Raw genomic sequence first — 18,696 nt, forward strand, 5'->3', positions numbered from 1 at the left:
GTTCAGGCTGGCGAATCGGCGCGGCCGAACAGCAGGCTGCAGTTGGAGCCGCCGAAGCCGAAGGCATTGCTCAGGACCCGGCGCATGGGCTGCTCGCGGTTTTCCAGCAGGTAGTCGAGCGGGAGTTCCGGATCCGGTTCGGTGGTGTTGATGCCAGCGGGCATCAGGCCATGGCGCAGCGCCAGCGCGCAGATCGCCGCCTCGATGGCGCCGGCCGCGCCCAGCGTGTGGCCGGTCGCGCCCTTGGTCGAACTGCACGGGACGGATGGCAGCAGGTCCAGCATGGCCCTGCCTTCGGCCGCGTCGTTGCTGCGGGTGGCGGTGCCATGCAGGTTGACGTAGTCGATCTGCGCCGGTGCCAGGCCGGCACTGGCCAGCGCCTGCGCCATCGCCATGCGGGCACCCAGTCCCTGCGGGTGCGGCGCGGACATATGGTGCGCATCGCTGGACTCGCCGATCCCCAGCAGCAGGATGTCTTCGCCCGCGCGCGCGGCGCTTGCGGCGGGCAGCCGCTCGAGCAGGCCGAAGGCGGCGCCTTCGCCGATCGAGATGCCATTGCGCTGTGCATCGTAGGGCCGGCACGGCAGGCCGGACACCAGCTCCAGCGAATTGAAGCCATACAGCGTGGTGTGGCACAGCGAGTCGACGCCGCCCACCACGGCGGCATCGATCAGCCCCGCCTCGAGCATGCGGCGCGCCGAGACGAACACCTTGGCACCGGACGAGCAGGCCGAGGAGATCGATACCGCGGGCCCGCGCAGGCCGAAGTAACGGCGCACGAATTCCGGCAGCGAGTAGGGACTGTGGCTGCCGCGGTAATGAAAGTCCGCCGGCAGCGCGCCGGTGCCGGGGTCGCGCCGGCGGTAGGCCAGCTCGGTCTGCAGGATGCCCGCGGTGCTGGTGCCGAGGAATACGCCGATGCGGTGCGGGCCGAAGCGCGCCACGGCCTCGCGCACCCGTTCGGCGAAACCATCCTGTTCCAGTCCCAGTTGCGCCAGGCGGTTGTTGCGGCAGTCGAACTCGGCATGTTCCGCATGGAGCACGGTCTCATCCACCCGCCCGACTTCGCCGATATACGTGTCCAGCCTGATATCGCTGAACGCGCAGGGCACAAGACCGCCGCGCCGCGCGCGCAGTGCCGCCAGGGTGGCGTCAAGGCCATGCCCGAGGCAGCTGGTGGCGGTGAAGTGCGAGAAAAGAAGGGGAGACACTGCGTGCTTGGATTCGTTTGCGCGGTGGGCGGATTGTATCAAATGGCCTGTGCCGGCAAGGTCACCCGGCGGGCGGCCTGGCGTGCTCGATCGAGGCGGCAAGGGGCACTCACGATGTCACCGCCGGCGCAATGGCGGGCACGGCATCCCGCAACGTCACGCAACGCAGCCCGGCACGGTCGATGGCCTGCAAAACGCGCGGCAGCACCTCCAGCACCAGCGGCCGGCCGGCACGGTCTTGCCCCGGATTACCGTCGTGCATCAGCAGGATGTCGCGTTCGGCCAGGCCCCTCAGCAAGCGTGCCGCGACGCGGTCGGCGTCGCCGCCGGCGACGGTGTCGAAGCCGCGCCGGGTCCAGCTGGCCAGGTGCAGGCCGAGCCGGCACAGCACGGGCTCGAGGAGGGGGTTGCGCAGGCCCGCGGGGGCGCGGAAGAAGCGCGGCGCGACGCCGCCGAGTTCGGTCAGCACCTGCTGCGCCGCGCCGATATCGCGCATCAGGCGGGCCGGGCCGAACAGGGAAAAATGATGGCGATGGTCCAGGCTGTGGTTCTCCACCGCGTGGCCCCGCCGGACGATTTCCCGCACCAGATCGGGATGCCGCGCGGCACGCGCGCCGATGCAGAAGAAGGTGGCGCGTACCTGGTGCCGGTCCAGCAGGTCCAGTACGTGCGGCGTCAGTTCGGGATCGGGTCCGTCGTCCAGGGTCAGGGCCACGCAGCCCTGCGCCGAGGGCGGCAAGGCCAGCAGGTTGGGGCCCAGCCATGTGCTGCGGGGCCACAGTCCCGCCGCCGTCAGCAGCAGGTGCGAGGCAATCACGCCACCGGCGGCCCAGGGCACGGCGGCCGGTGTCGCGATGACCGCCGCGGCGGCCCCCGCGTGTACCGCGAGCGCGCCGCTGACCAGGGCGCCAGGGCGCCACGGGCGGGCATTGGGGTGGATGGCTGGCTTGGCTTGCATATCGTGGGGTGCGGTCGTGCGGCTCATGGCTGGCGCCTGGCGGACGCGGACAACAGCGCCGGCGGCGCCAGGATGGCCGAGAACAGCAGCGCCAGCACCGCACCGGGGCCGACTGTCATGCCGAAGGCCTGCAGCAACGGCAGGCTGGAGAAGGCAAGCAGGCCAAATGCCGCCACTGTGGTCAGGTTGGCCAGCATCAGGGACACCAGCGTATGCGGCGAGATGGCCGTGGCTTGCCGTCCGCTGCCATTGAAGAAGAGCGCGTAGTTCGAGCCTACCGCGACCAGCAGCAGCATGCCGACCAGGTGCAGGATGGTGAGCTGGCGTCCGCTGGCGGCGAGCCCGGCAACCACCACCAGCGTGGCCGCCGCCAGTGGCAACAAGGTGCTCAGCACCCGCCGGGGCGAGCGCAGCGCAATCGCCAGCAGTACGGCGATGGCCGCCAGCCCGCCGAGCGACAAGTGCAGCGCCTCCCGCATATAGCTGGCATAGAGATGATCGGATTCGTTCTTCAGGTCGACAAAGAGCGTGTCCGGCAGTGCCGCGCGCGCGATCGCGGCGCGGATCGGCGCGGCATCGAGGCTGGAGGCGGAGGCTGCTCCTGGCTTGTCCTGCGCGGCGGCCGGCGCGCGCAGCGGCAGGGTGGCGCTCCAGCGCTCGCCATGGCGCGTCAGCAGCGCATCGATGGCCAGCGCCATCGACGTGCCGCGCAGGTCGTCGCGCCGTAGCAGGGGCGCGCTGCGTGCCTGCTCGGCTTCGTCCAGGAAGGGCGCGAACAGGCCCGGTTTCACCGGTTGCCCGGCGACCGCCGCCTGCAGCCTTTGCGCCAATGCCTGCCGGGGCGGCAGGCTGGCCTGGCGCGCGCGCTGGGTGGCCATGCTGGGGAGGTAGCGCGCCGGGCTCTCATAGCCGGCGATCACACCTTGCGCTACCAGCGGGTCCAGTTCGCGCGCTACCCGTTCGGCGCCCTGCAGCACGCTTTCCTGGCTCGGGCCGGACAGCACCACCAGGTAGCGCACGTCGGGCGCGCCCAGGTCGGCTCGCAGCGAGGCATCGAGCGCCTGCTCGCGCGCGGGCACCGGGCTCAGCGAGGCCAGTTCCTGGCTCCATAGCGCGCCGCGCGGCATCAGCAGCACCGCGCCGGCTGCCAGCAGCAAAGCCGCCATCGGCCAGCGCAGCCGGTGGGCCTGCGCGGCGGCGCGGGCCAGGCGTTGGCCCAGCGGGGCCACATCGCGCATGCGCAGACTGGTGGGCGCCAGCCGCGGCAGCACGAAGCGCGTGACCAGGGCCGCGGTGGCCAGGCCGGCGATGGAATACAGCCCCAGCTGCGCCAGCCCGGGGAAGCCCGATAGCAGCAGCGAAGCGAAGCCGCAGATCGAGGTCAGCACGCCGAGCCGCACCGTGGGCCAGAACGCGCCCACCCAGGCGCGCTCATCGCGCCGGCCGGCATGCGTGTACTGGGCGGACTGCACGAACAGGTAGATGGAGTAGTCGACCGCCTCGCCGATCAGCGTGGTGCCGAAGCCGAGCGTCAGCCCGTGCACCACGCCGCCAAAGCCAAGGCTGACCGCGGCCACGCCGGCGAGCGCGCCGGATACCACCGGTACCAGCCCGAGCAGCAGGGTGGGCAGCGAGCGGTACACCAGCAGCAGCAGCGTGACGATGATGCCGATGCCCAGCGTGGACAAGTGCTCGACTTCGCGCTTGATGGTGTCGCGCGTGCTGACCGAGAAGACGCCGGGGCCGGTCATGAGCAGACGGTAGGGCACGGTACCGGCCTGCGGTGCCTGCCGGGCTTGCTGCGCGTGTTCGAAGGCCTGGCGGATGGCGGCGATGGCGCTCGCCTGGCCGTCGGTGTCGGAGCCAGCGCTGGCGGTTTGCGCCAGCAGCACGGCACGCTGGCCATCGCGCGACGCCCATGCGCCATCGCGCAGCGGCACGCGCTGCGCGCTATCGAGCTGGCCCAGCAGGGAAGTGATTTCGCCGGTGGGGTCGCGCGGCAGCAGCGTCTTGGTGAAGAGCCCGGCTGGCGATGCAAGCAGGTCGAAGGTGTCTGCCACCGCCGCCTTCAGCCCCTCGGGCAGGAAGCGCTCGGGCGTGACGGTGGGGCTGAGCAGGTAGCGATGGGTATAGAGGAAACGCTGGTCGGCGGCCTGGTTGACGGGCTCGCCATTGCTGACCGAGGAAAACCGCGGGTCGGCACGCAAGCTTGCCGCGATGGCCTTGGAGAGCGCGGCGCGTCCGGCCGCGTCGCCGCCTTCGATGCCGACCAGGATCAGCCGGGAGACCAGCCCTTCGCGCAATTGGTCCACCAGCAACTGCTGCTCCGCGCTGGGCGCGCGCGGCAGGAAAGCCGACAGGTCCGCGGTGAAGCCGGTGCGGGCAACCACCGCCGCACAGGCCATCAGGAACACCAGCCACAGGCCGACGGCGAGGCGTGCCGGCCCCTGGGACAGGCGCGCGCGCCAGCTATCGCGGCGAGCCTGCTCCGTCATGGCGCGGCGACCGGTTTGATCTTCATCACCGAGCGGTCGCCATCGGCCTGCACGATCTCCACGCTGTCGAGCGTGTCCCGCGCGCCGTCGATGCGGATCTGCCTGACGATGCCCGCCATGCGCGAATCGGCCGGCGTCAGGGTCAGGGTCCAGCGCGTGGCGCGGCCCTGGATGCCCAGCCGATAGTAGCGCTCGAGCGCGTTGCGGTTGCCGGCCAGGGTGCCGCGGATGCTTTCGATAAAGGCCGCCATTTCCGGGTAGTTCTGCAACGGCAGCACGAACTGCTTGCCGGCTCGCTCCACCGTGAGCATGTCGCCGTCCAGCACCAGGTTCTCCGGCTTGGGCGCGATGGTGCGTTTCTCCAGGTGATCGGGCGCCAGGAACACCAGCTCGCCCGAGGATTCCACCGGGCGTTCCAGCATGGCGAGATACTTCTTTTCGGTAAAGGCCACGCGCCCGCTTTTGCGCTGTGCCAGCACGGACATCAACTGGTCCACGCCCCACGCCGCGGCCGCGGTGGCGGGCGGCTCCGCCGCGCGGGCAGGCGGTGGCGCGAGCGGGCCGATCGCGCCGGCAATGCAGGCCATCATGCAAAGGCGCGCAAGGAGGCGCGCACGGCGCGGCGCGTGGGCATGATGGCGGGTATCGGGTGATCGAGGCATGCGTCAGGGCTCGTTGCTGGGCGGCGGCTTGCTGGACAGCGGCGGACCGGCCTGCCAGAAGTCGTAGAAGTTGAACCAGTTATACGGCGCGCTGCGGCAGTGATGCTCCAGCCTGCCCACATAGCGCGTCAGCGCGGCCTGTACTTCCTGCTCGCGCTGGCCGCGCGCTACATGGGAAAAATCGGCCAGCGCCTCGAAGTGAATATCATAGCGGTTGCCGCCGCGGTACAGCCCGGTCATGAAGATCACAGGGCGGCGCAGCATGGCCGCCATGCGCAGCGGACCAGTGGGAAAGCCCGCCGGCGCGCCCAGGAAGTCGCACTGCTGTACCGGATCGGTGGCGCGCTGCGAGAGCGTGCGGTCGGCCAGCATGCCGATCAGGAATCCGCGCTCCAGGTACTCGCGCACCTTCAGCATGGCATCGACGCGGCCAAGCGAAATCACATCCTGGCGCATGGCCGGGTTGATGGCTTCGAGCACGTCGTTGAGCTTGCGCGCGTTCTCCTCGTACATGGTGATCGCCACCTGCATGCCGGGGCGCTGGCGCCCCATGGCGCGGATCACTTCGAAGCTGCCCAGGTGCGCGCCCAGCAGGAAGGCGCCGCTGCCCCGCGCCATGGCTTCGTCCACCAGCTCGCCGCCATGCACGCGGATGTCGAACAGGTCGAAGCGTTCGTTGAGCAGGTAGATCCGGTCGTGGATGGTCGAGGCGAAGGTGAAGACGTGCCTGTAGCCATCGCTCCAGCCCGCATAGCGTCCCAGCACGCGGTCCAGGTAGGCGCGCGAGGCGTAGCGCGCGGTGGGAGAGAACAGCACGAAATAAGCGGCGACGAGGCGCAGCACGGCGCGCCCGAAGCGGCGCCCCAGTCCCAGCGACAGCCAGCTCATGATGCGCAGCAGGGTGGTGTTGCTGCGTTCCTCCCGGCTGGACCAGTCTGCGCTGGCCGCTTGCCGTCGCTTTGCTGGCCACATCATGCGCCGGTTTCCCCTGCCTGTGGCGCCGCTGCCGCGGGCGTCAGCGTGCCGCTTGCCACGGTGCGGCCGCCCGCGCCGAGCGTGAAGTGGATGGTGCCGCGCGCATCGGTTTCGTGCCGGATCGTCACCCGCTCGCCGGGGGATACCGGGCTCAGGAACTTGACCGTGCCGATCTGGAAGATCTCCAGGGGTTGCGCCAGCGCGGCGCCGATCGCCATCACCGCCTGATCGAGCAGCACCACGCCCGGCACCACCGGGTGGCCGGGAAAATGCCCGGCCAGCGCGGGGTGGTCAGGGGCAATGACGAAGCCCGGCAGGGTGTGCGCTGCGCTCGGCTCCTGGCGCGCGTCGGGGCGGGACTTGGGCATCATGCGGGGCCGCCGTGCGATTGCGCCGGTCGGGCCCGCTGGCCCGCCAGCAGCCTTGTCACCAGCGGCGCCAGGGTGTCGTGCGGCAGCTTGCCGGTGGCATTGCGCGGCAAGGCGTCGACGAACAGCAGCGGGCGCGGCATGAAGGCGGGATCGATGCGCTCGCGCAGTGCGTGCAGTATCTCTGCGGCCCGCAGCCGCGGGGCTACCACCAGTGCAATCAGCCGGCGCACGTGGGTTTCGGGCAGTTCGCCGGGGGGCGCATCCGGCATGAAGAAGACGCCGTCGTCGACCCCCGCGATGGCATTGATCTGATGGTTGAGGAATGCCAGCGAGGTACGCTTGCCGGCGATATTGATCAGGTCTGCCTTGCGCCCATGCAGCAGGAAGCGGGTCTCGTCCAGCAGCTCAAGCGCATCGCCCATGGCGACGGCTTGTTCCACGTGGCCGCCCGATGCCCAGACCTGGTCTTCTCCGTCGGCTTCGCCGCTCTCGCGCGGCCGCACTGCCAGGGTGAGCGCGGGAAACAGCTCCCAGGCGCTGGTGTGCGCGGTGCGGCGGGTGGCGATCTGGCCGGTTTCGGTGCTGCCGTAGATTTCCATCAGCGGCGCCGCCAGGCGCGCTTCCGCCTCGGTAGCCAGTTTTTCCGCCAGTGGCGCGGTGGCCGACAGTACCAGGTCCGCGGGCGGCAACTCGCCGCCGGACAGCAGCAGGGCGCGCAGATGGACCGGCGAGGTCACCAGCACGCGCGGCCGCGGCACGGTTTCCAGCGCGGCGCGGATATCGGCGGGGTAGAAGGCAGGCGCGGCGCTCAGCGCGATGCCGCCTTGCAGGGCCAGCAGGACGGTGGACTCGAAGCCGTACATATGCTGGGGCGGCACGGTGCCCACCAGGGTGTAGGCGCGGCCGTCCTGCAGGCCAAGGCGTGCCGCCGCGGCGCGCACATTGCGCACCAGGAAGCCCCAGGTCTTGCGGTGCGGTACCGGCTGTCCCGTCGAGCCCGAGGTGAACACGTAAGCCATGACGCGATCGCCGGGGATCAGCGGCACGCGCGGCTCGGCTCCGGCGGCATCGGCGGCGTGGCCATCGTGCGCGGGGTAGCCGGCGAAGAGGAAGCGCGGCAGCGCGATATCGCAATCCGGCGTGTCATGCAGGCAGAAGGTGCCGGGCGCGAACGAGGCGAGCTGGCGCACCATCTCCGGCGTATGGGTGGACGGCAGCAGGCTGATCTTGCCGGCCACCAGCGTGGCGCACAGGCCGACGGTGAAGCAATAGCGGTCGGCGCAGGCATTGAACACGTAGCCGCCCGCGGGCAGTTCGCCGGCAAGCCGCATGACGTCGGCCAGGAAGCGGCGCACCGTCACCGCCTGGCCAGGAAGGTAGGCAATGACGCTGTCCAGCGAGGTATGGGAAACAAGAGGAAAAGAGGGCATGGTGTCGATGGGCTCGGCGCGGGCTTCAGCGCGGCAGGCCGGCGCGCGCGGCCATGGCTGCCCGGTAGCCGCGGATCGCTTCCATCACGCCGGCATGTTCCAGTCCCGGCAGGGCAAGGCGGCGGCAGCCCGCTTCAGCCGCGAACATCGATGCCACCAGCACCGGGCTGCACAGGTTGGCGAAGGTGGACCAGGTGCCGATGGGCGCAAGCGCGAACAGGACGGTGGACAAGGTGGCCATCAGCGCGAAGAACAGCGTCCACGCTACCGTGACCGTGCGGGTGTAGCGCCGCACGGCGGGCGGAAGCGTTCCACGCACAATGGTGGCGAACTGCGTGCAGAGCGGCGTGTGCCCGTGCCGCAGGCTGCGGCCGAACATCCAGCCCAGCGCGGTGTTCGCGCCCATGTGCTGCAGATAATAGGTCCAGCCGAAGTGCTGGGAAAGTGGCACCCGCAGCGTCCACAGGCCGGCGCAGGCCAGCGCCAGCAGCATGAGCAGGGGGAGCCGCCAGGTGGAACGCCACCCGATGCCAAGCCCCATCAGGATGAACGGCGCGGCGCCAAGCAGCAGGCCGGCCACTTCGGCGCCCGGCTGTTGGGCCACCCGGTGCAGGGTGTACTCATACGAGATAAATAGTGCCGCAATGGCGACTCCGGCATAAGGGCGGCCCGAAGGAGAAGCAGAGCCATGTGCGCTGGCGGCCATTTTTTCGGGCGAGCCGGTGCGCGAGTCGGGCGCAGGCCGGTCGGTCCGGCCGATGGGGTTGCAGGTCAAGGAAGAATCACTGAATGGCATGGCAGCGCTATTTGGGTACGGCTTGTGGCGCTCGTCCCGCCGGCCGGAGGGGTCATGCCCCAAAAGGGTACCGGACAGGATGGCCCGGCGCATGCTGCGCGGCGGGAAGCGAGACGAAAGCTTATAGCGTGAAGACCGGTGGATTGGGGGCGTTGTTTCCGGAAGTGGTCAACAATGTTGTTACCAAACTTCTCTTAGGTAGTGGGATTTTTCGCCGCTTGGTAGCATGTCCCCCAAAGACGGTGCCGAAGTATACAACAGCCGTTTCACCTGACGCATGCACCGGGCCGTCCATGATATGCCGGTGACGGACCGCCTGGCTTGCATGCGTGGCCTGCCCCTAATTGCTACGTTGTCACGATGACCGAACTCGAACACGAAATCGCCGAACTGATCATCGGAGAACTCGATATTACCGAGATCAAGCCCGAAGACGTCTGCGCCGACACCCCCCTGTACGGCGATGGCTTCGGCCTGGATTCCATCGACATCCTGGAGATCGCCCTGCTGATTTCCAAGAAATATGGTTTCGAGCTGCGCTCCGACAATCCGGACAACCACAAGATCTTCGGCTCGCTCGGCAGTCTGGCCGCCTACGCGGCAGCGAACCGCACGCGTTGAGATGCCGGTCGCCTGGCGAAGGCGAAAGGCGAAGCGCCCGCGGAAAAGCGGCCGGCCCGTGTCATCGTAAGCAGGCAGCCGCCTGCGGGAGTGTGGATGGAGCAGCAAGAGAAACAGAAGCCCAGGCTGGCACTGGTGACCGGCGGCAGCGGCGCGCTGGGGCAGGCCATCTGCCTCGCGCTGGCGCAGGCCGGTCATGAAGTCTGGGTGCATGCCAACCGCAATCTTGGTCAGGCCGAGGCGGTTGCCGAAACCATACGCGCCGCTGGCGGCCGGGCACATGCGACCGCATTCGACGTGACCGATGCCGATGCCACCGAGGCTGCCTTGCAGCGCATCCTGGCGGACGGACCGGTGCAGATCCTGGTCAATAACGCCGGCATCCACGATGACGCCCCCATGGTCGGCATGACCCGCCAGCAATGGCGCAGCGTCATCGACGTCTCGCTCAACGGGTTCTTCAATGTCACCCAGCCCTTGCTGATGCCGATGATGCGCACCCGCTGGGGGCGCATCGTCAACATGGCGTCGGTTGCGGCGCTGATGGGCAATCGCGGGCAGGCCAACTACGCGGCCGCCAAGGCCGGGCTGATTGCCGCCACGCGCTCGCTGGCCATCGAGATGGCCTCGCGCGGGGTGACGGTCAATGCCGTGGCGCCCGGCGTGATCGAATCGCCCATGATTGCCCAGGCCTTTCCGATCGAGCGTATCCGGCAACTGGTGCCGGCGGGTCGCGCCGGCAGCGCGCAGGAAGTGGCCGGCATGGTTGCCTATCTGATATCGGATGCGGCGGCCTATGTCACTGGCCAGACGCTCTCCATCAATGGCGGCATGGCCTAGGCCGGCCGTGGTTTTTTCAGGAAGCACATATGGATAGGAATGCCCGTCCCGGCGCCGGCAGCGCCATGCCCGCCGTTCGCCAATGCGATGTGCTGGTCATCGGCGGCGGTCCCGCCGGCTCCACCGCGGCGGCCTTGCTGGCGGAACGGGGCTTCAAGGTCGCGCTGCTGGAGAAGTCGCGGCATCCACGTTTTCATATCGGCGAGTCCCTGCTGCCGGCCAACCTGCCGCTGTTCGAGCGTCTCGGCGTGGCCGATGAGGTGCGCGCCATTTCCATCGAAAAATGGGCCGCCGAGTTTGTCTCGCCGTGGCACGGGCAGGGCCAGGCATTCGAGTTCGCAGAGGCCTGGGACAAGTCCATGCCCTACGCCTACCATGTGCGCCGCTCCGAATTCGACGCGTTGCTGTGCCGCAATGCGGCGCGCAAGGGGGCGGAGGTCATCGAGGGCTGCCGGGTGTGCGAAGTGGCGTTCCTGCCGCAGGAGTCCGGGGCGATGGTGCGCGCGATGCGCGATGACGGCGGCCAGGACGACTGGCGGGCGCGCTTCGTGGTCGACGCATCGGGCCGCGATACCTTCCTGGCCAACCGCTTCAAGACCAAGCAGCGCAACCCCAAGCACAACAGCTCGGCCCTGTACGGGCACTTCCGCGGCGCGCGCCGCCATCCCGGCAAGAACGAAGGCAACATCACTATCTTCTGGTTCGAGCACGGCTGGTTCTGGTTCATCCCGCTCTCGGACGGCACCACCAGCGTGGGCGCGGTGACGTGGCCGTACTACCTGAAGCGCCGCGACAAGCCGCTCAAGGACTTCTTCGCCGACACCATCGCGCTGTGCCCGGCCTTGGCCGAACGCCTGGCGGGCGCGGAACTGGTCGCCGAGGTGGAAGCCACCGGCAACTATTCTTATGTGACGGAGCAGACCTATGGCCCCAGCCATGTGCTGCTGGGCGATGCCTATGCCTTTATCGATCCGGTGTTCTCCTCCGGCGTCATGCTGGCCATGACCAGCGCCTTCGCCGCCGCCGATGCCATCGATACCTGCCTGCGCGAGCCGGCCGGGGCGCGGGCCGCACTGCAGCGCTTCGATAAGGTCGTGCGCCACGGCCCCAGGCAGTTTTCCTGGTTTATCTACCGCATCACCACGCCGACCATGCGCGATCTGTTCATGGGCCCGCGCAACATCCTGCGCATGAAGGAGGCGCTGCTCTCCGTGCTGGCCGGCGACATCTATGGCAAGACCCCGATCTGGCGTTCGCTGCTGGCCTTCAAGGTGCTCTACTACGGCGTCGCGCTGGTGAACTGGCGGCGTTCCTGGGGTGCCTGGCGGCAGCGGCGCCGCAATATCCGCCCGCTCGACGAGACCGGCGCGGCGGCCAGCCAATGAAGCGCGATGCCATGACAACGGCGCCCCTGCGACTGGCGCAATACACGGCCTCCAGGCTGGCGGCACCCCCGCCGGGGTGGCTGGAGGGCGCCCTGGGGGCCGTCTGGTATGGCCCCGGCAAGCCACCCGCGGCCCTCGCTGGAGCGGGGCTGCCGCTGGCGCGCGTGGCCACGCCGCCGCTGCAGGCGGACCCGGTCGTTTGCGAGATCTGGCATGGCGCGGGAGACGGTGGCCGCGCCGCCCTGCCGGAACCAGCCGGTGAAGCCGGCGCAGCACCTGGCACTGCTCGGCATGGCGTGGTGGATTTCCGCGTGGACGCCGCGCTCGGCCTGCTGTTCGGCAGCGTCATGCTGTCCGAGGCGGACTTCGCCGGAGCCCCTGCCGCCATGCTGCAGTGCGCAACCGAGCGGGCCTATCGCGACATCTTCGGCTTGCTGGATGCGCAGGGCTATCCATACCTGGTGCGGGTGTGGAACTACGTGGCCGACATCAATGCCGAGGAGTCCGGGCTGGAGCGCTATCGCCAGTTCAATATCGGGCGGCAGGATGCCTTCATGGCCTGCCGCCGGGAGGTCGTGGGCAATGTGCCGGCGGCCTGCGCGCTTGGCGCGGTGGGCCAGCCCGCCGCGCAGCGCATGCTTTCGATCGCTTTCCTGGCCAGCCCGCGCGCGCCGGTCGCCGTGGAGAATCCGCGCCAGCTCAGCGCTTATCGCTATCCCGCGCAATACGGACCGCGCAGCCCGACCTTTGCGCGCGCCGGGGTGTGGCGATGCGGCAAGGAGGGCGGTCGCGCCGCTACCGTGCTGTTCGTGTCCGGCACCGCCAGCATCGTTGGCCATCGCACGGTGCACGCCGGCGATGTGGCCGCGCAGACGCGCGAGAGCATGGCCAATATCGCCGCCGTGCTGGAGCAGGCCGCGCGCGACGGGCACGCACGCCTTGGTTTGACGGACCTCGTCTACCGCGTCTATGTGCGCGATCCGCAAGACGCCGGCACCCTGGCCAGCGTGCGCGCGGAACTGGAAAGGGCGGCGGGGCGGAGTGTGCCGGCAGCCTATGTGCAGGCCGATATCTGCCGCGGCGACCTGCTGGTGGAAATCGAAGCCTCGGCCGGCCACGGGCTGGCAGTGCTCGGGTGACGGCCATGGCCCGCCACGCCGGCGCAGTGCGCCGCGCGCCATTTGTCCGCGCCAGGCCGGGCCGGGAAAGCGTCTGCCCCGCGAGGACGGCCTGATGCCGCGGCAACTGCGCGCTTACCTGCTGGCCCGGTCCGCTGCAGCAGCCGAGCATGCTGCGTTCTATGCGGGCCTGCTGTTGCTGGCCTCGCTGTCGCTGCTGTGGACGCCCTTTGCCGTCATCTGCCGCTGGATACTGCCGGCCGCGCAGGGGCAGCGGCTCGGCCGCTTCGCCAACATGGGCATGTTCCGCTTCTATCTGTGGGCCCTGGCAGCGATGGGCGCATGCCGCTTCGACCTGCGCGAACTGGACAGCTTGCGGGGCGGGCCGCCCCTGGTGCTGGCGGCGAATCATCCCGGGCTGCTGGACGCTTTACTGGTGCTGTCGCGATTGCCGGGCGTGGCCTGCATCATGAAGGCCGGGGTGGTGGATAATCCCTTCCTCGGCGCTGGCGCGAGGCTGGCCCGCTATATCCGCAACGATACGACGGTCGGCATGATCCGGCGCGCCGTGCAGGAACTGCGGGAGGGGGGGCAGGTGCTGGTGTTCCCGGAGGGCACGCGCACCATCCGCCGGCCGGTCAATGCCTTCAAGGGCGGCGTCGGGCTGATCGCCAAGCGGGCCGGAGTGCCGGTGCAGACGCTGTTCATCGAGACGGACTCGCCCTTCCTGGGCAAGGGCTGGCCGTTCTTCCGCAAGCCCGACATGCCGGTCTGCTACCGTGTCAGGCTGGGCCGCCGCTTCGACCCGCCCGAGAGCGAGCGCGGGTTCATGGCCGAGCTGGCGCAGTATTATGAAGCGGAGCTGTCTAGCCCCGAGCAGGCGCCGCAGCGTTCCGCCGCCGTGGAGTGCGCCACCGCGCCTACTGCCTGAGCGGCCGGCTCATGCCGCCGGGGCCGCCAGGGCTGGTGGGGCGGCGGCCGGCGCGCATTATCCATTTTTTCGCTTCTTATCGTGTACCGATCTGTCCTTTATCCTCATGACTGAGTCCTCCACCACGCATCTCGTTCTGATTCCCAGCTACAACCCGGGGGACAAGGTTCGCGACACGGTGCGCGAGGCACGGCGCCATTGGTCGCCGGTGTGGGTGGTCGTGGATGGCAGCACCGATGGCAGCACCCAATGGCTACGCCAGGAGGCTGCTGCCGACCCGGGCTTGCGCGTGATCGTGTTGCCCTGCAACCAGGGCAAGGGCGCGGCGGTGCTGCGCGGGCTGGAATTGGCCGCGGCGGAAGGATTCACCCATGTACTGACCATGGACTCCGACGGGCAGCACCCGGCCGGCCTGATCGCGCCCTTCATGGCGGTGTCGCAGCGCGACCCGCAGGCCATGGTGCTTGGCCGCCCGGTGTTCGACGCCAGCGCGCCGAAGGTGCGGGTTTACGGGCGGCGTATCTCCAACGCCTGGGCCAACCTGGAGACGCTGTGGGCCGGCATCGGCGATTCGCTCTATGGCTTTCGCGTCTACCCGATCGCGCCGTTGCGCGCGGTGATGTACGGGCAGCGCTGGATGCGGCGTTTCGATTTCGACCCCGAAGTGGTGGTGCGCATGTGCTGGCGCGGTGTGCGGCCCCTGAATCTGGATGCGCCGGTACGCTACTTCAGCGCCGACGAGGGGGGCGTCTCGCACTTCAACTATCTGCGCGACAACGTCCTGTTGAGCTGGATGCATATGCGCCTTCTCTTCGGCTTCCTGGCCCGCCTGCCGCTGCTGGCCTGCCGCCGCCTGCGGGCGCGGCGCGGCGCGGGGCCCCGCATCACGGCGCCCTGACGCCATGGGCGTGCGGCCTGCGGCCCACGCTGGCCATCGGCTGCAGGTTGCCGTACATCCTTTGCGTCACCTTCGGGTAGACTGAGCCTCTTGCGAGTTCCCGCCAATGCAGTCGGCAGACCGAGGTTACAGTATTGCAAGGAGAAGCGCCCCATGCATGCAGTCCCGTTGCTTGATAGCAGTGCAGACGATTCCCCCGTCTCAGCCCCCTTGCGCGACCTGCGTCGCGTCACCATCCATCCCGATCACTGGTATCCACTGGCCTGGTCGCGCGAGGTCAAGCGCGGCAAGGCCCATGGGGTGCGCTTCGCGGGCGAGCCGATCGTGCTGGTGCGCACGGAGTCGGGCGCGGTATTCGCGCTGGAGGACCGCTGCGCGCACCGGCAGGTGCCGCTGCATGCGGGGGTGGTCGCGGGCGAATCGATTCGCTGCTGCTATCACGGCTGGACCTATGACTGCACGGGCCGCTGCATCGACGTGCCTTACCTGGGCCGCGAACGGTTGCCCAATGGCGTGCGCGCCTATCCGTGCCGCGAGCTGGAAGGGTTGATCTTCGTGTTTCCCGGCAGCGCGGTGCTGGCCGACGAGACGCCGTTGCCCGCGCTCGGCTCGGTGGCCGACAAGGCCTACAAGACGCGCCGCTTTGGCCGCGAGGTCAAATGCCATTACTCGTTCATGCACGAGAACCTGATGGACATGAACCACCAGTTCCTGCACCGGCGGCAAATGGGACAGATGCGCGCCCGCTCGCTCGCGCGGCGGCGCGGCGAAGGCTGGGTCGAGGTCGACTACACCTTCGCGCGGGAGGCTGGCCGGCAACCGGTCGGCGAGGCGCTGGTATTCGGTGGCGGCAACAAGGGCGGGGAGGACCACAAGGATGTGATGACGGTCCGCACCTGCTACCCCTACCAGACGCTGCAGATCCGCACCTCGGATGCGACGCTGGTGATGGACCTGTGGATCGTCTACGTACCGCTGGACGCGGAGCAGCGGACCAACCGCACCTTCGGGCTCCTGTCGATCAAGAGGCCGGGCATACCCGGCGTGCTCGATCTGGCATGGCCGCTGCTGGTATGGTTCACCGAGCGAATCTTCAAGGAAGACCGCTGGATCGTCGAGCGCGAGCAGGAGGCGCATGACAAGCAGGGGGCGGACTGGAACCACGAGGTGTTCCCCGTCATCAACGAACTGCGCGATCTGCTGCGCGAGTGCGGCGCGCCGGAGAAGCCTGCTCCTGCCTGACTGGCCCTGCCCGGATCTACCGGTTGCGCTCGTCGCGCTCCAGCGTCGAGCAGGCCGTTCTCAGCATTGCCGCATAGCGTTTCAGTTCGGGCTCGATGCGATAGACCGGCCCGGCGATGGAGATCCCGTAGCACTCGCCCGACAGCCGCAGCGGCCAGGCGATCGCGCCCACGTCGGGCAGCGACTCGCCGAGATTGATAAAGCAGCCCTGTTCGACGGATGTCTTCAGCTCGGCCTCGAGCTGCCCGGCGTTGCCAATCGTGCGCGGCGTATAGCGTTCGAAGCCCAGTTGGGCGATCAGCGCGCGGCGCTCGTCCTCCGGCATGGCGGAGAGCAGCGCCTTGCCGATCGAATTGGCGTGCAGGTCGCGCCGTTCGCCGGCGGTGGCGATATAGCGGATCGCGTGCGGGGATTCGAGCACGTCGAGATAGACCACCCACCGGCCTTCGTGCAGCTTGCCGATCACCACGGTTTCGCCGGTGGCGGCACGCAGTTCATTCATGGTGCCGTGCACGCGGTCCAGTACCGGGTCGTGCCGCGCGATCTGCTGCGCCATGGCCAGCAGCCGGCCGGTGGGATAGTAGCCCTGGCGGCGGCCGGTCTCGTAGAGATAGCCCAGCGAGGTGAGGGTGCGGATCAGCGCCAGGCAGCTCGACGCAGGCACCGCCAGCAGGCGGGCCAGCTCCGATAGCGAGAGCGCGCGCCGCTCGCGCGCGAAGGTCTCGATGATCTCGATCACGCGCAGCGCCGTTTTCACGTTCATTGCCGGCGCTTTGTTGTCGTTGGCGGTCATGGCTGGGACAGGTCCCGCGCTTTGGTGGAAGACGCGGGCCCGGGTCGGTCGGAAGAGAAGCGCACATCATAGTCGATCGGCTGGCGGGGCACGCCAGGCCCGGCGCAATGGCTCGCATTCAGGCCAAGGGCGTGATCGGGTAGCGTGCCATCCGATCCGCAGCCGGGTAGCCGCCCTGCGTGGGCTGCGCGCCGAGCGTGCCCGGTCCATGCGCGGCCGGAAGATATCCATCGGGCGCGTGGTGCTCGGGTCACCACGAAAAGCGCCTCGCGAATCCCGGGGAGGATACGGCGAGGCGAAGGCACGAGGCGATGAGTCCGGCTCGTACCGCGTCAGGTTGCTTCGGCTAGCGTGCGGCGGATGTCTGCCGCCGCACCAAGTCGGGCCGGGACGCCGGGATGGGGCGCATGCACGCCACGCTCCTCCCTGTCTCTATTTTCATTTCATGAAAAAATTGAATGTAATTTGAGATTTTAAATCATATTGGGAATGCTCCATGCCTGGCTACACTGCGCAGCAAGGCCGTTGGGTACTGAAGGATCAGGGTGCCGGGTGGCTGGTATTTGCCGTAGTCTTACTGGGTGAACCGTCCGATTCTGCCGCCAGCGGGGGAACCGGGCCGTGAACTCGATACTCCGCCTCTGGCGCGTCGCAAAAACGCCGCGCCGGGCCGGAATCTTGTTAATTTGAAGATGCAAAGCATTGAAGGGAACAAAAAAATGACGCCGACCGATGTGAAAGCCACGCTATCGTTTTCCGATGGTTCCCCCAGCGTCGAGCTGCCGGTTTACAAGGGCACGGTCGGCCCCGATGTGATCGATATTCGCAAGCTGTACGGTCAAACCGGCAAGTTCACCTATGATCCCGGTTTCATGTCGACGGCTTCGTGCAATTCGAAGATCACCTATATCGACGGGGACAAGGGCGAGCTGCTGTACCGCGGCTACCCGATCGAGCAGCTGGCGACCAAGTGCGACCACCTGGAAACCTGCTACCTGCTGCTCAAGGGCGAACTGCCCAACGCCAAGCAGAAGGAAGAGTTCGTTGGCGCCGTGATGAACCACACCATGGTGCACGAGCAGTTGCAGTTCTTCCTGCGGGGCTTCCGCCGCGACGCGCACCCGATGGCGGTGCTGACGGGCCTGGTGGGCGCCATGAGCGCGTTCTACCACGACGCCATGGACATCGACGATCCGCACCAGCGCGAAATCTCCGCGATCCGCCTGATCGCCAAGATGCCGACCCTGGTCGCGATGGCATACAAGTACAACATCGGCCAGCCGTACATCTATCCGCAGAACGACCTGTCCTACTCGGGCAACTTCATGCGCATGATGTTCGCCACGCCGTGCGCCCCGTACCAGGTGAACCCGGTGCTCGAGCGCGCGCTCGACCGCATCTTCATCCTGCACGCCGATCACGAGCAGAACGCCTCGACCTCCACGGTGCGCCTGGCGGGCTCCTCGGGCACCAACCCGTTCGCCGCCATCGCCGCCGGCGTGGCCTGCCTGTGGGGCCCGGCCCACGGTGGCGCCAACGAGGCCGCCCTCAAGATGCTGGAAGAGATCGGCAGCGTCGACAACATCACCGAGTTCATCAAGCAGGTCAAGGACAAGAACTCGGGCGTGCGCCTGATGGGCTTTGGCCACCGCGTGTACAAGAACTACGACCCGCGCGCCAAGCTGATGCGCGAGACCTGCTATGAAGTGCTGAACGAACTGGGCCTGCACAACGACCCGCTGTTCAAGCTCGCCATGGAACTGGAAAAGATCGCGCTGGAAGACGAGTACTTCGTCAGCCGCAAGCTGTACCCGAACGTGGACTTCTACTCGGGCATCGTGCAGCGCGCGCTGGGCATCCCGACCTCGCTGTTCACCTGCATCTTCGCGCTGGCCCGCACCCCGGGCTGGATCTCGCAGTGGGAAGAGATGATCACCGATCCGGAATACAAGATCGGCCGTCCGCGCCAG

The 18,696-nt window shown here is 68.3% G+C and carries 15 protein-coding genes and 1 pseudogene; 8 read left to right on the top strand and 8 right to left on the bottom strand.

What is annotated here, in order from left to right:
• Positions 1-2 precede the first annotated feature (2 nt).
• From AC3FOF_RS25010 to AC3FOF_RS25040, 7 genes and pseudogenes are all read right to left on the bottom strand, one after another.
• A complete protein-coding gene (locus AC3FOF_RS25010; RefSeq protein ID WP_488728111.1) occupies positions 3-1,211 on the bottom strand; it encodes a beta-ketoacyl-[acyl-carrier-protein] synthase family protein in 1,209 nt (402 codons plus the stop codon).
• Positions 1,212-1,320: 109 nt separating this feature from the next.
• Positions 1,321-2,169, bottom strand: a complete 849-nt coding sequence (locus AC3FOF_RS25015) for a polysaccharide deacetylase family protein (RefSeq protein WP_488728124.1) — start codon at positions 2,167-2,169, stop codon at positions 1,321-1,323.
• A 23-nt stretch (positions 2,170-2,192) separates the two neighbouring features.
• Complete coding sequence (locus AC3FOF_RS25020) at positions 2,193-4,664, bottom strand: MMPL family transporter (protein WP_488728112.1); 2,472 nt, start codon at positions 4,662-4,664, stop codon at positions 2,193-2,195.
• Positions 4,661-5,254 (bottom strand): LolA-related protein, encoded by a 594-nt coding sequence (locus AC3FOF_RS25025; RefSeq protein ID WP_430869592.1) that lies wholly within the window; start codon positions 5,252-5,254, stop codon positions 4,661-4,663. The genes AC3FOF_RS25020 and AC3FOF_RS25025 overlap by 4 nt, the downstream gene beginning before the upstream one ends.
• 75 nt (positions 5,255-5,329) lie before the next feature.
• The gene (locus tag AC3FOF_RS25030) at positions 5,330-6,301 is read right to left on the bottom strand and encodes a lysophospholipid acyltransferase family protein (protein WP_017226118.1); all 972 of its coding nucleotides are present in this window, start codon (positions 6,299-6,301) and stop codon (positions 5,330-5,332) included.
• A pseudogene (locus AC3FOF_RS25035) lies at positions 6,298-8,102 on the bottom strand (ApeI family dehydratase). Before AC3FOF_RS25035 ends, AC3FOF_RS25030 begins: the two are co-directional and overlap by 4 nt.
• A gap of 25 nt (positions 8,103-8,127) precedes the next feature.
• Complete coding sequence (locus tag AC3FOF_RS25040; RefSeq protein ID WP_488728113.1) at positions 8,128-8,877, bottom strand: COG4648 family protein; 750 nt, start codon at positions 8,875-8,877, stop codon at positions 8,128-8,130.
• Between the two features lie 381 nt (positions 8,878-9,258).
• Between AC3FOF_RS25040 and AC3FOF_RS25045 the strand changes: the two genes are divergently transcribed.
• The 7 genes from AC3FOF_RS25045 to AC3FOF_RS25075 all read left to right on the top strand — a co-directional run bounded on the left by AC3FOF_RS25045 (position 9,259) and on the right by AC3FOF_RS25075 (position 15,933).
• Positions 9,259-9,519 (top strand): phosphopantetheine-binding protein, encoded by a 261-nt coding sequence (locus AC3FOF_RS25045; RefSeq protein ID WP_017224059.1) that lies wholly within the window; start codon positions 9,259-9,261, stop codon positions 9,517-9,519.
• 96 nt (positions 9,520-9,615) lie between these two features.
• Positions 9,616-10,359 (top strand): 3-oxoacyl-ACP reductase FabG, encoded by a 744-nt coding sequence (gene fabG / locus AC3FOF_RS25050; protein ID WP_017224058.1) that lies wholly within the window; start codon positions 9,616-9,618, stop codon positions 10,357-10,359.
• A 29-nt stretch (positions 10,360-10,388) separates the two neighbouring features.
• On the top strand, positions 10,389-11,744 hold the full coding sequence (locus AC3FOF_RS25055; protein ID WP_276266330.1) for an NAD(P)/FAD-dependent oxidoreductase: 1,356 nt from the start codon (positions 10,389-10,391) through the stop codon (positions 11,742-11,744).
• An 11-nt stretch (positions 11,745-11,755) separates the two neighbouring features.
• Entirely contained in the window at positions 11,756-12,883 is a 1,128-nt protein-coding gene (locus AC3FOF_RS25060; RefSeq protein ID WP_488728114.1) for a chorismate transformation FkbO/Hyg5 family protein, read from the top strand.
• Positions 12,884-12,977: 94 nt separating this feature from the next.
• A complete protein-coding gene (locus tag AC3FOF_RS25065) occupies positions 12,978-13,793 on the top strand; it encodes a lysophospholipid acyltransferase family protein (protein WP_488728115.1) in 816 nt (271 codons plus the stop codon).
• A 106-nt stretch (positions 13,794-13,899) separates the two neighbouring features.
• Positions 13,900-14,691, top strand: a complete 792-nt coding sequence (locus AC3FOF_RS25070; RefSeq protein ID WP_488728116.1) for a glycosyltransferase family 2 protein — start codon at positions 13,900-13,902, stop codon at positions 14,689-14,691.
• A gap of 153 nt (positions 14,692-14,844) precedes the next feature.
• Positions 14,845-15,933: a Rieske 2Fe-2S domain-containing protein gene (locus tag AC3FOF_RS25075; RefSeq protein ID WP_488728117.1), complete on the top strand. Its 1,089-nt coding sequence runs from the start codon at positions 14,845-14,847 to the stop codon at positions 15,931-15,933.
• A gap of 16 nt (positions 15,934-15,949) precedes the next feature.
• On the opposite strand, the gene AC3FOF_RS25080 is transcribed toward AC3FOF_RS25075, so the two are convergent.
• Complete coding sequence (locus AC3FOF_RS25080) at positions 15,950-16,696, bottom strand: IclR family transcriptional regulator (protein ID WP_035816543.1); 747 nt, start codon at positions 16,694-16,696, stop codon at positions 15,950-15,952.
• A gap of 749 nt (positions 16,697-17,445) precedes the next feature.
• Here AC3FOF_RS25080 and gltA point away from each other — a divergent pair.
• Positions 17,446-18,696 (top strand): citrate synthase (gltA, locus tag AC3FOF_RS25085; protein ID WP_488728118.1); only part of this gene is annotated, 1,251 nt, incomplete at its 3' end.

It is taken from the genome of Cupriavidus sp. 96C5-1, assembly GCF_057798855.1.

Bases quoted from the DNA above. Each gene is read 5' to 3' on its own strand.
- AC3FOF_RS25015 (WP_488728124.1), bottom strand. From the start codon at position 2,169: ATGCAAGCCAAGCCAGCCATCCACCCCAATGCCCGCCCGTGGCGCCCT.
- AC3FOF_RS25020 (WP_488728112.1), bottom strand. From the start codon at position 4,664: ATGACGGAGCAGGCTCGCCGCGATAGCTGGCGCGCGCGCCTGTCCCAG.
- AC3FOF_RS25025 (WP_430869592.1), bottom strand. From the start codon at position 5,254: ATGATGGCCTGCATTGCCGGCGCGATCGGCCCGCTCGCGCCACCGCCT.
- AC3FOF_RS25030 (WP_017226118.1), bottom strand. From the start codon at position 6,301: ATGATGTGGCCAGCAAAGCGACGGCAAGCGGCCAGCGCAGACTGGTCC.
- AC3FOF_RS25045 (WP_017224059.1), top strand. From the start codon at position 9,259: ATGACCGAACTCGAACACGAAATCGCCGAACTGATCATCGGAGAACTC.
- fabG (WP_017224058.1), top strand. From the start codon at position 9,616: ATGGAGCAGCAAGAGAAACAGAAGCCCAGGCTGGCACTGGTGACCGGC.
- AC3FOF_RS25055 (WP_276266330.1), top strand. From the start codon at position 10,389: ATGGATAGGAATGCCCGTCCCGGCGCCGGCAGCGCCATGCCCGCCGTT.
- AC3FOF_RS25060 (WP_488728114.1), top strand. From the start codon at position 11,756: ATGACAACGGCGCCCCTGCGACTGGCGCAATACACGGCCTCCAGGCTG.
- AC3FOF_RS25065 (WP_488728115.1), top strand. From the start codon at position 12,978: ATGCCGCGGCAACTGCGCGCTTACCTGCTGGCCCGGTCCGCTGCAGCA.
- AC3FOF_RS25070 (WP_488728116.1), top strand. From the start codon at position 13,900: ATGACTGAGTCCTCCACCACGCATCTCGTTCTGATTCCCAGCTACAAC.
- AC3FOF_RS25075 (WP_488728117.1), top strand. From the start codon at position 14,845: ATGCATGCAGTCCCGTTGCTTGATAGCAGTGCAGACGATTCCCCCGTC.
- AC3FOF_RS25080 (WP_035816543.1), bottom strand. From the start codon at position 16,696: ATGAACGTGAAAACGGCGCTGCGCGTGATCGAGATCATCGAGACCTTC.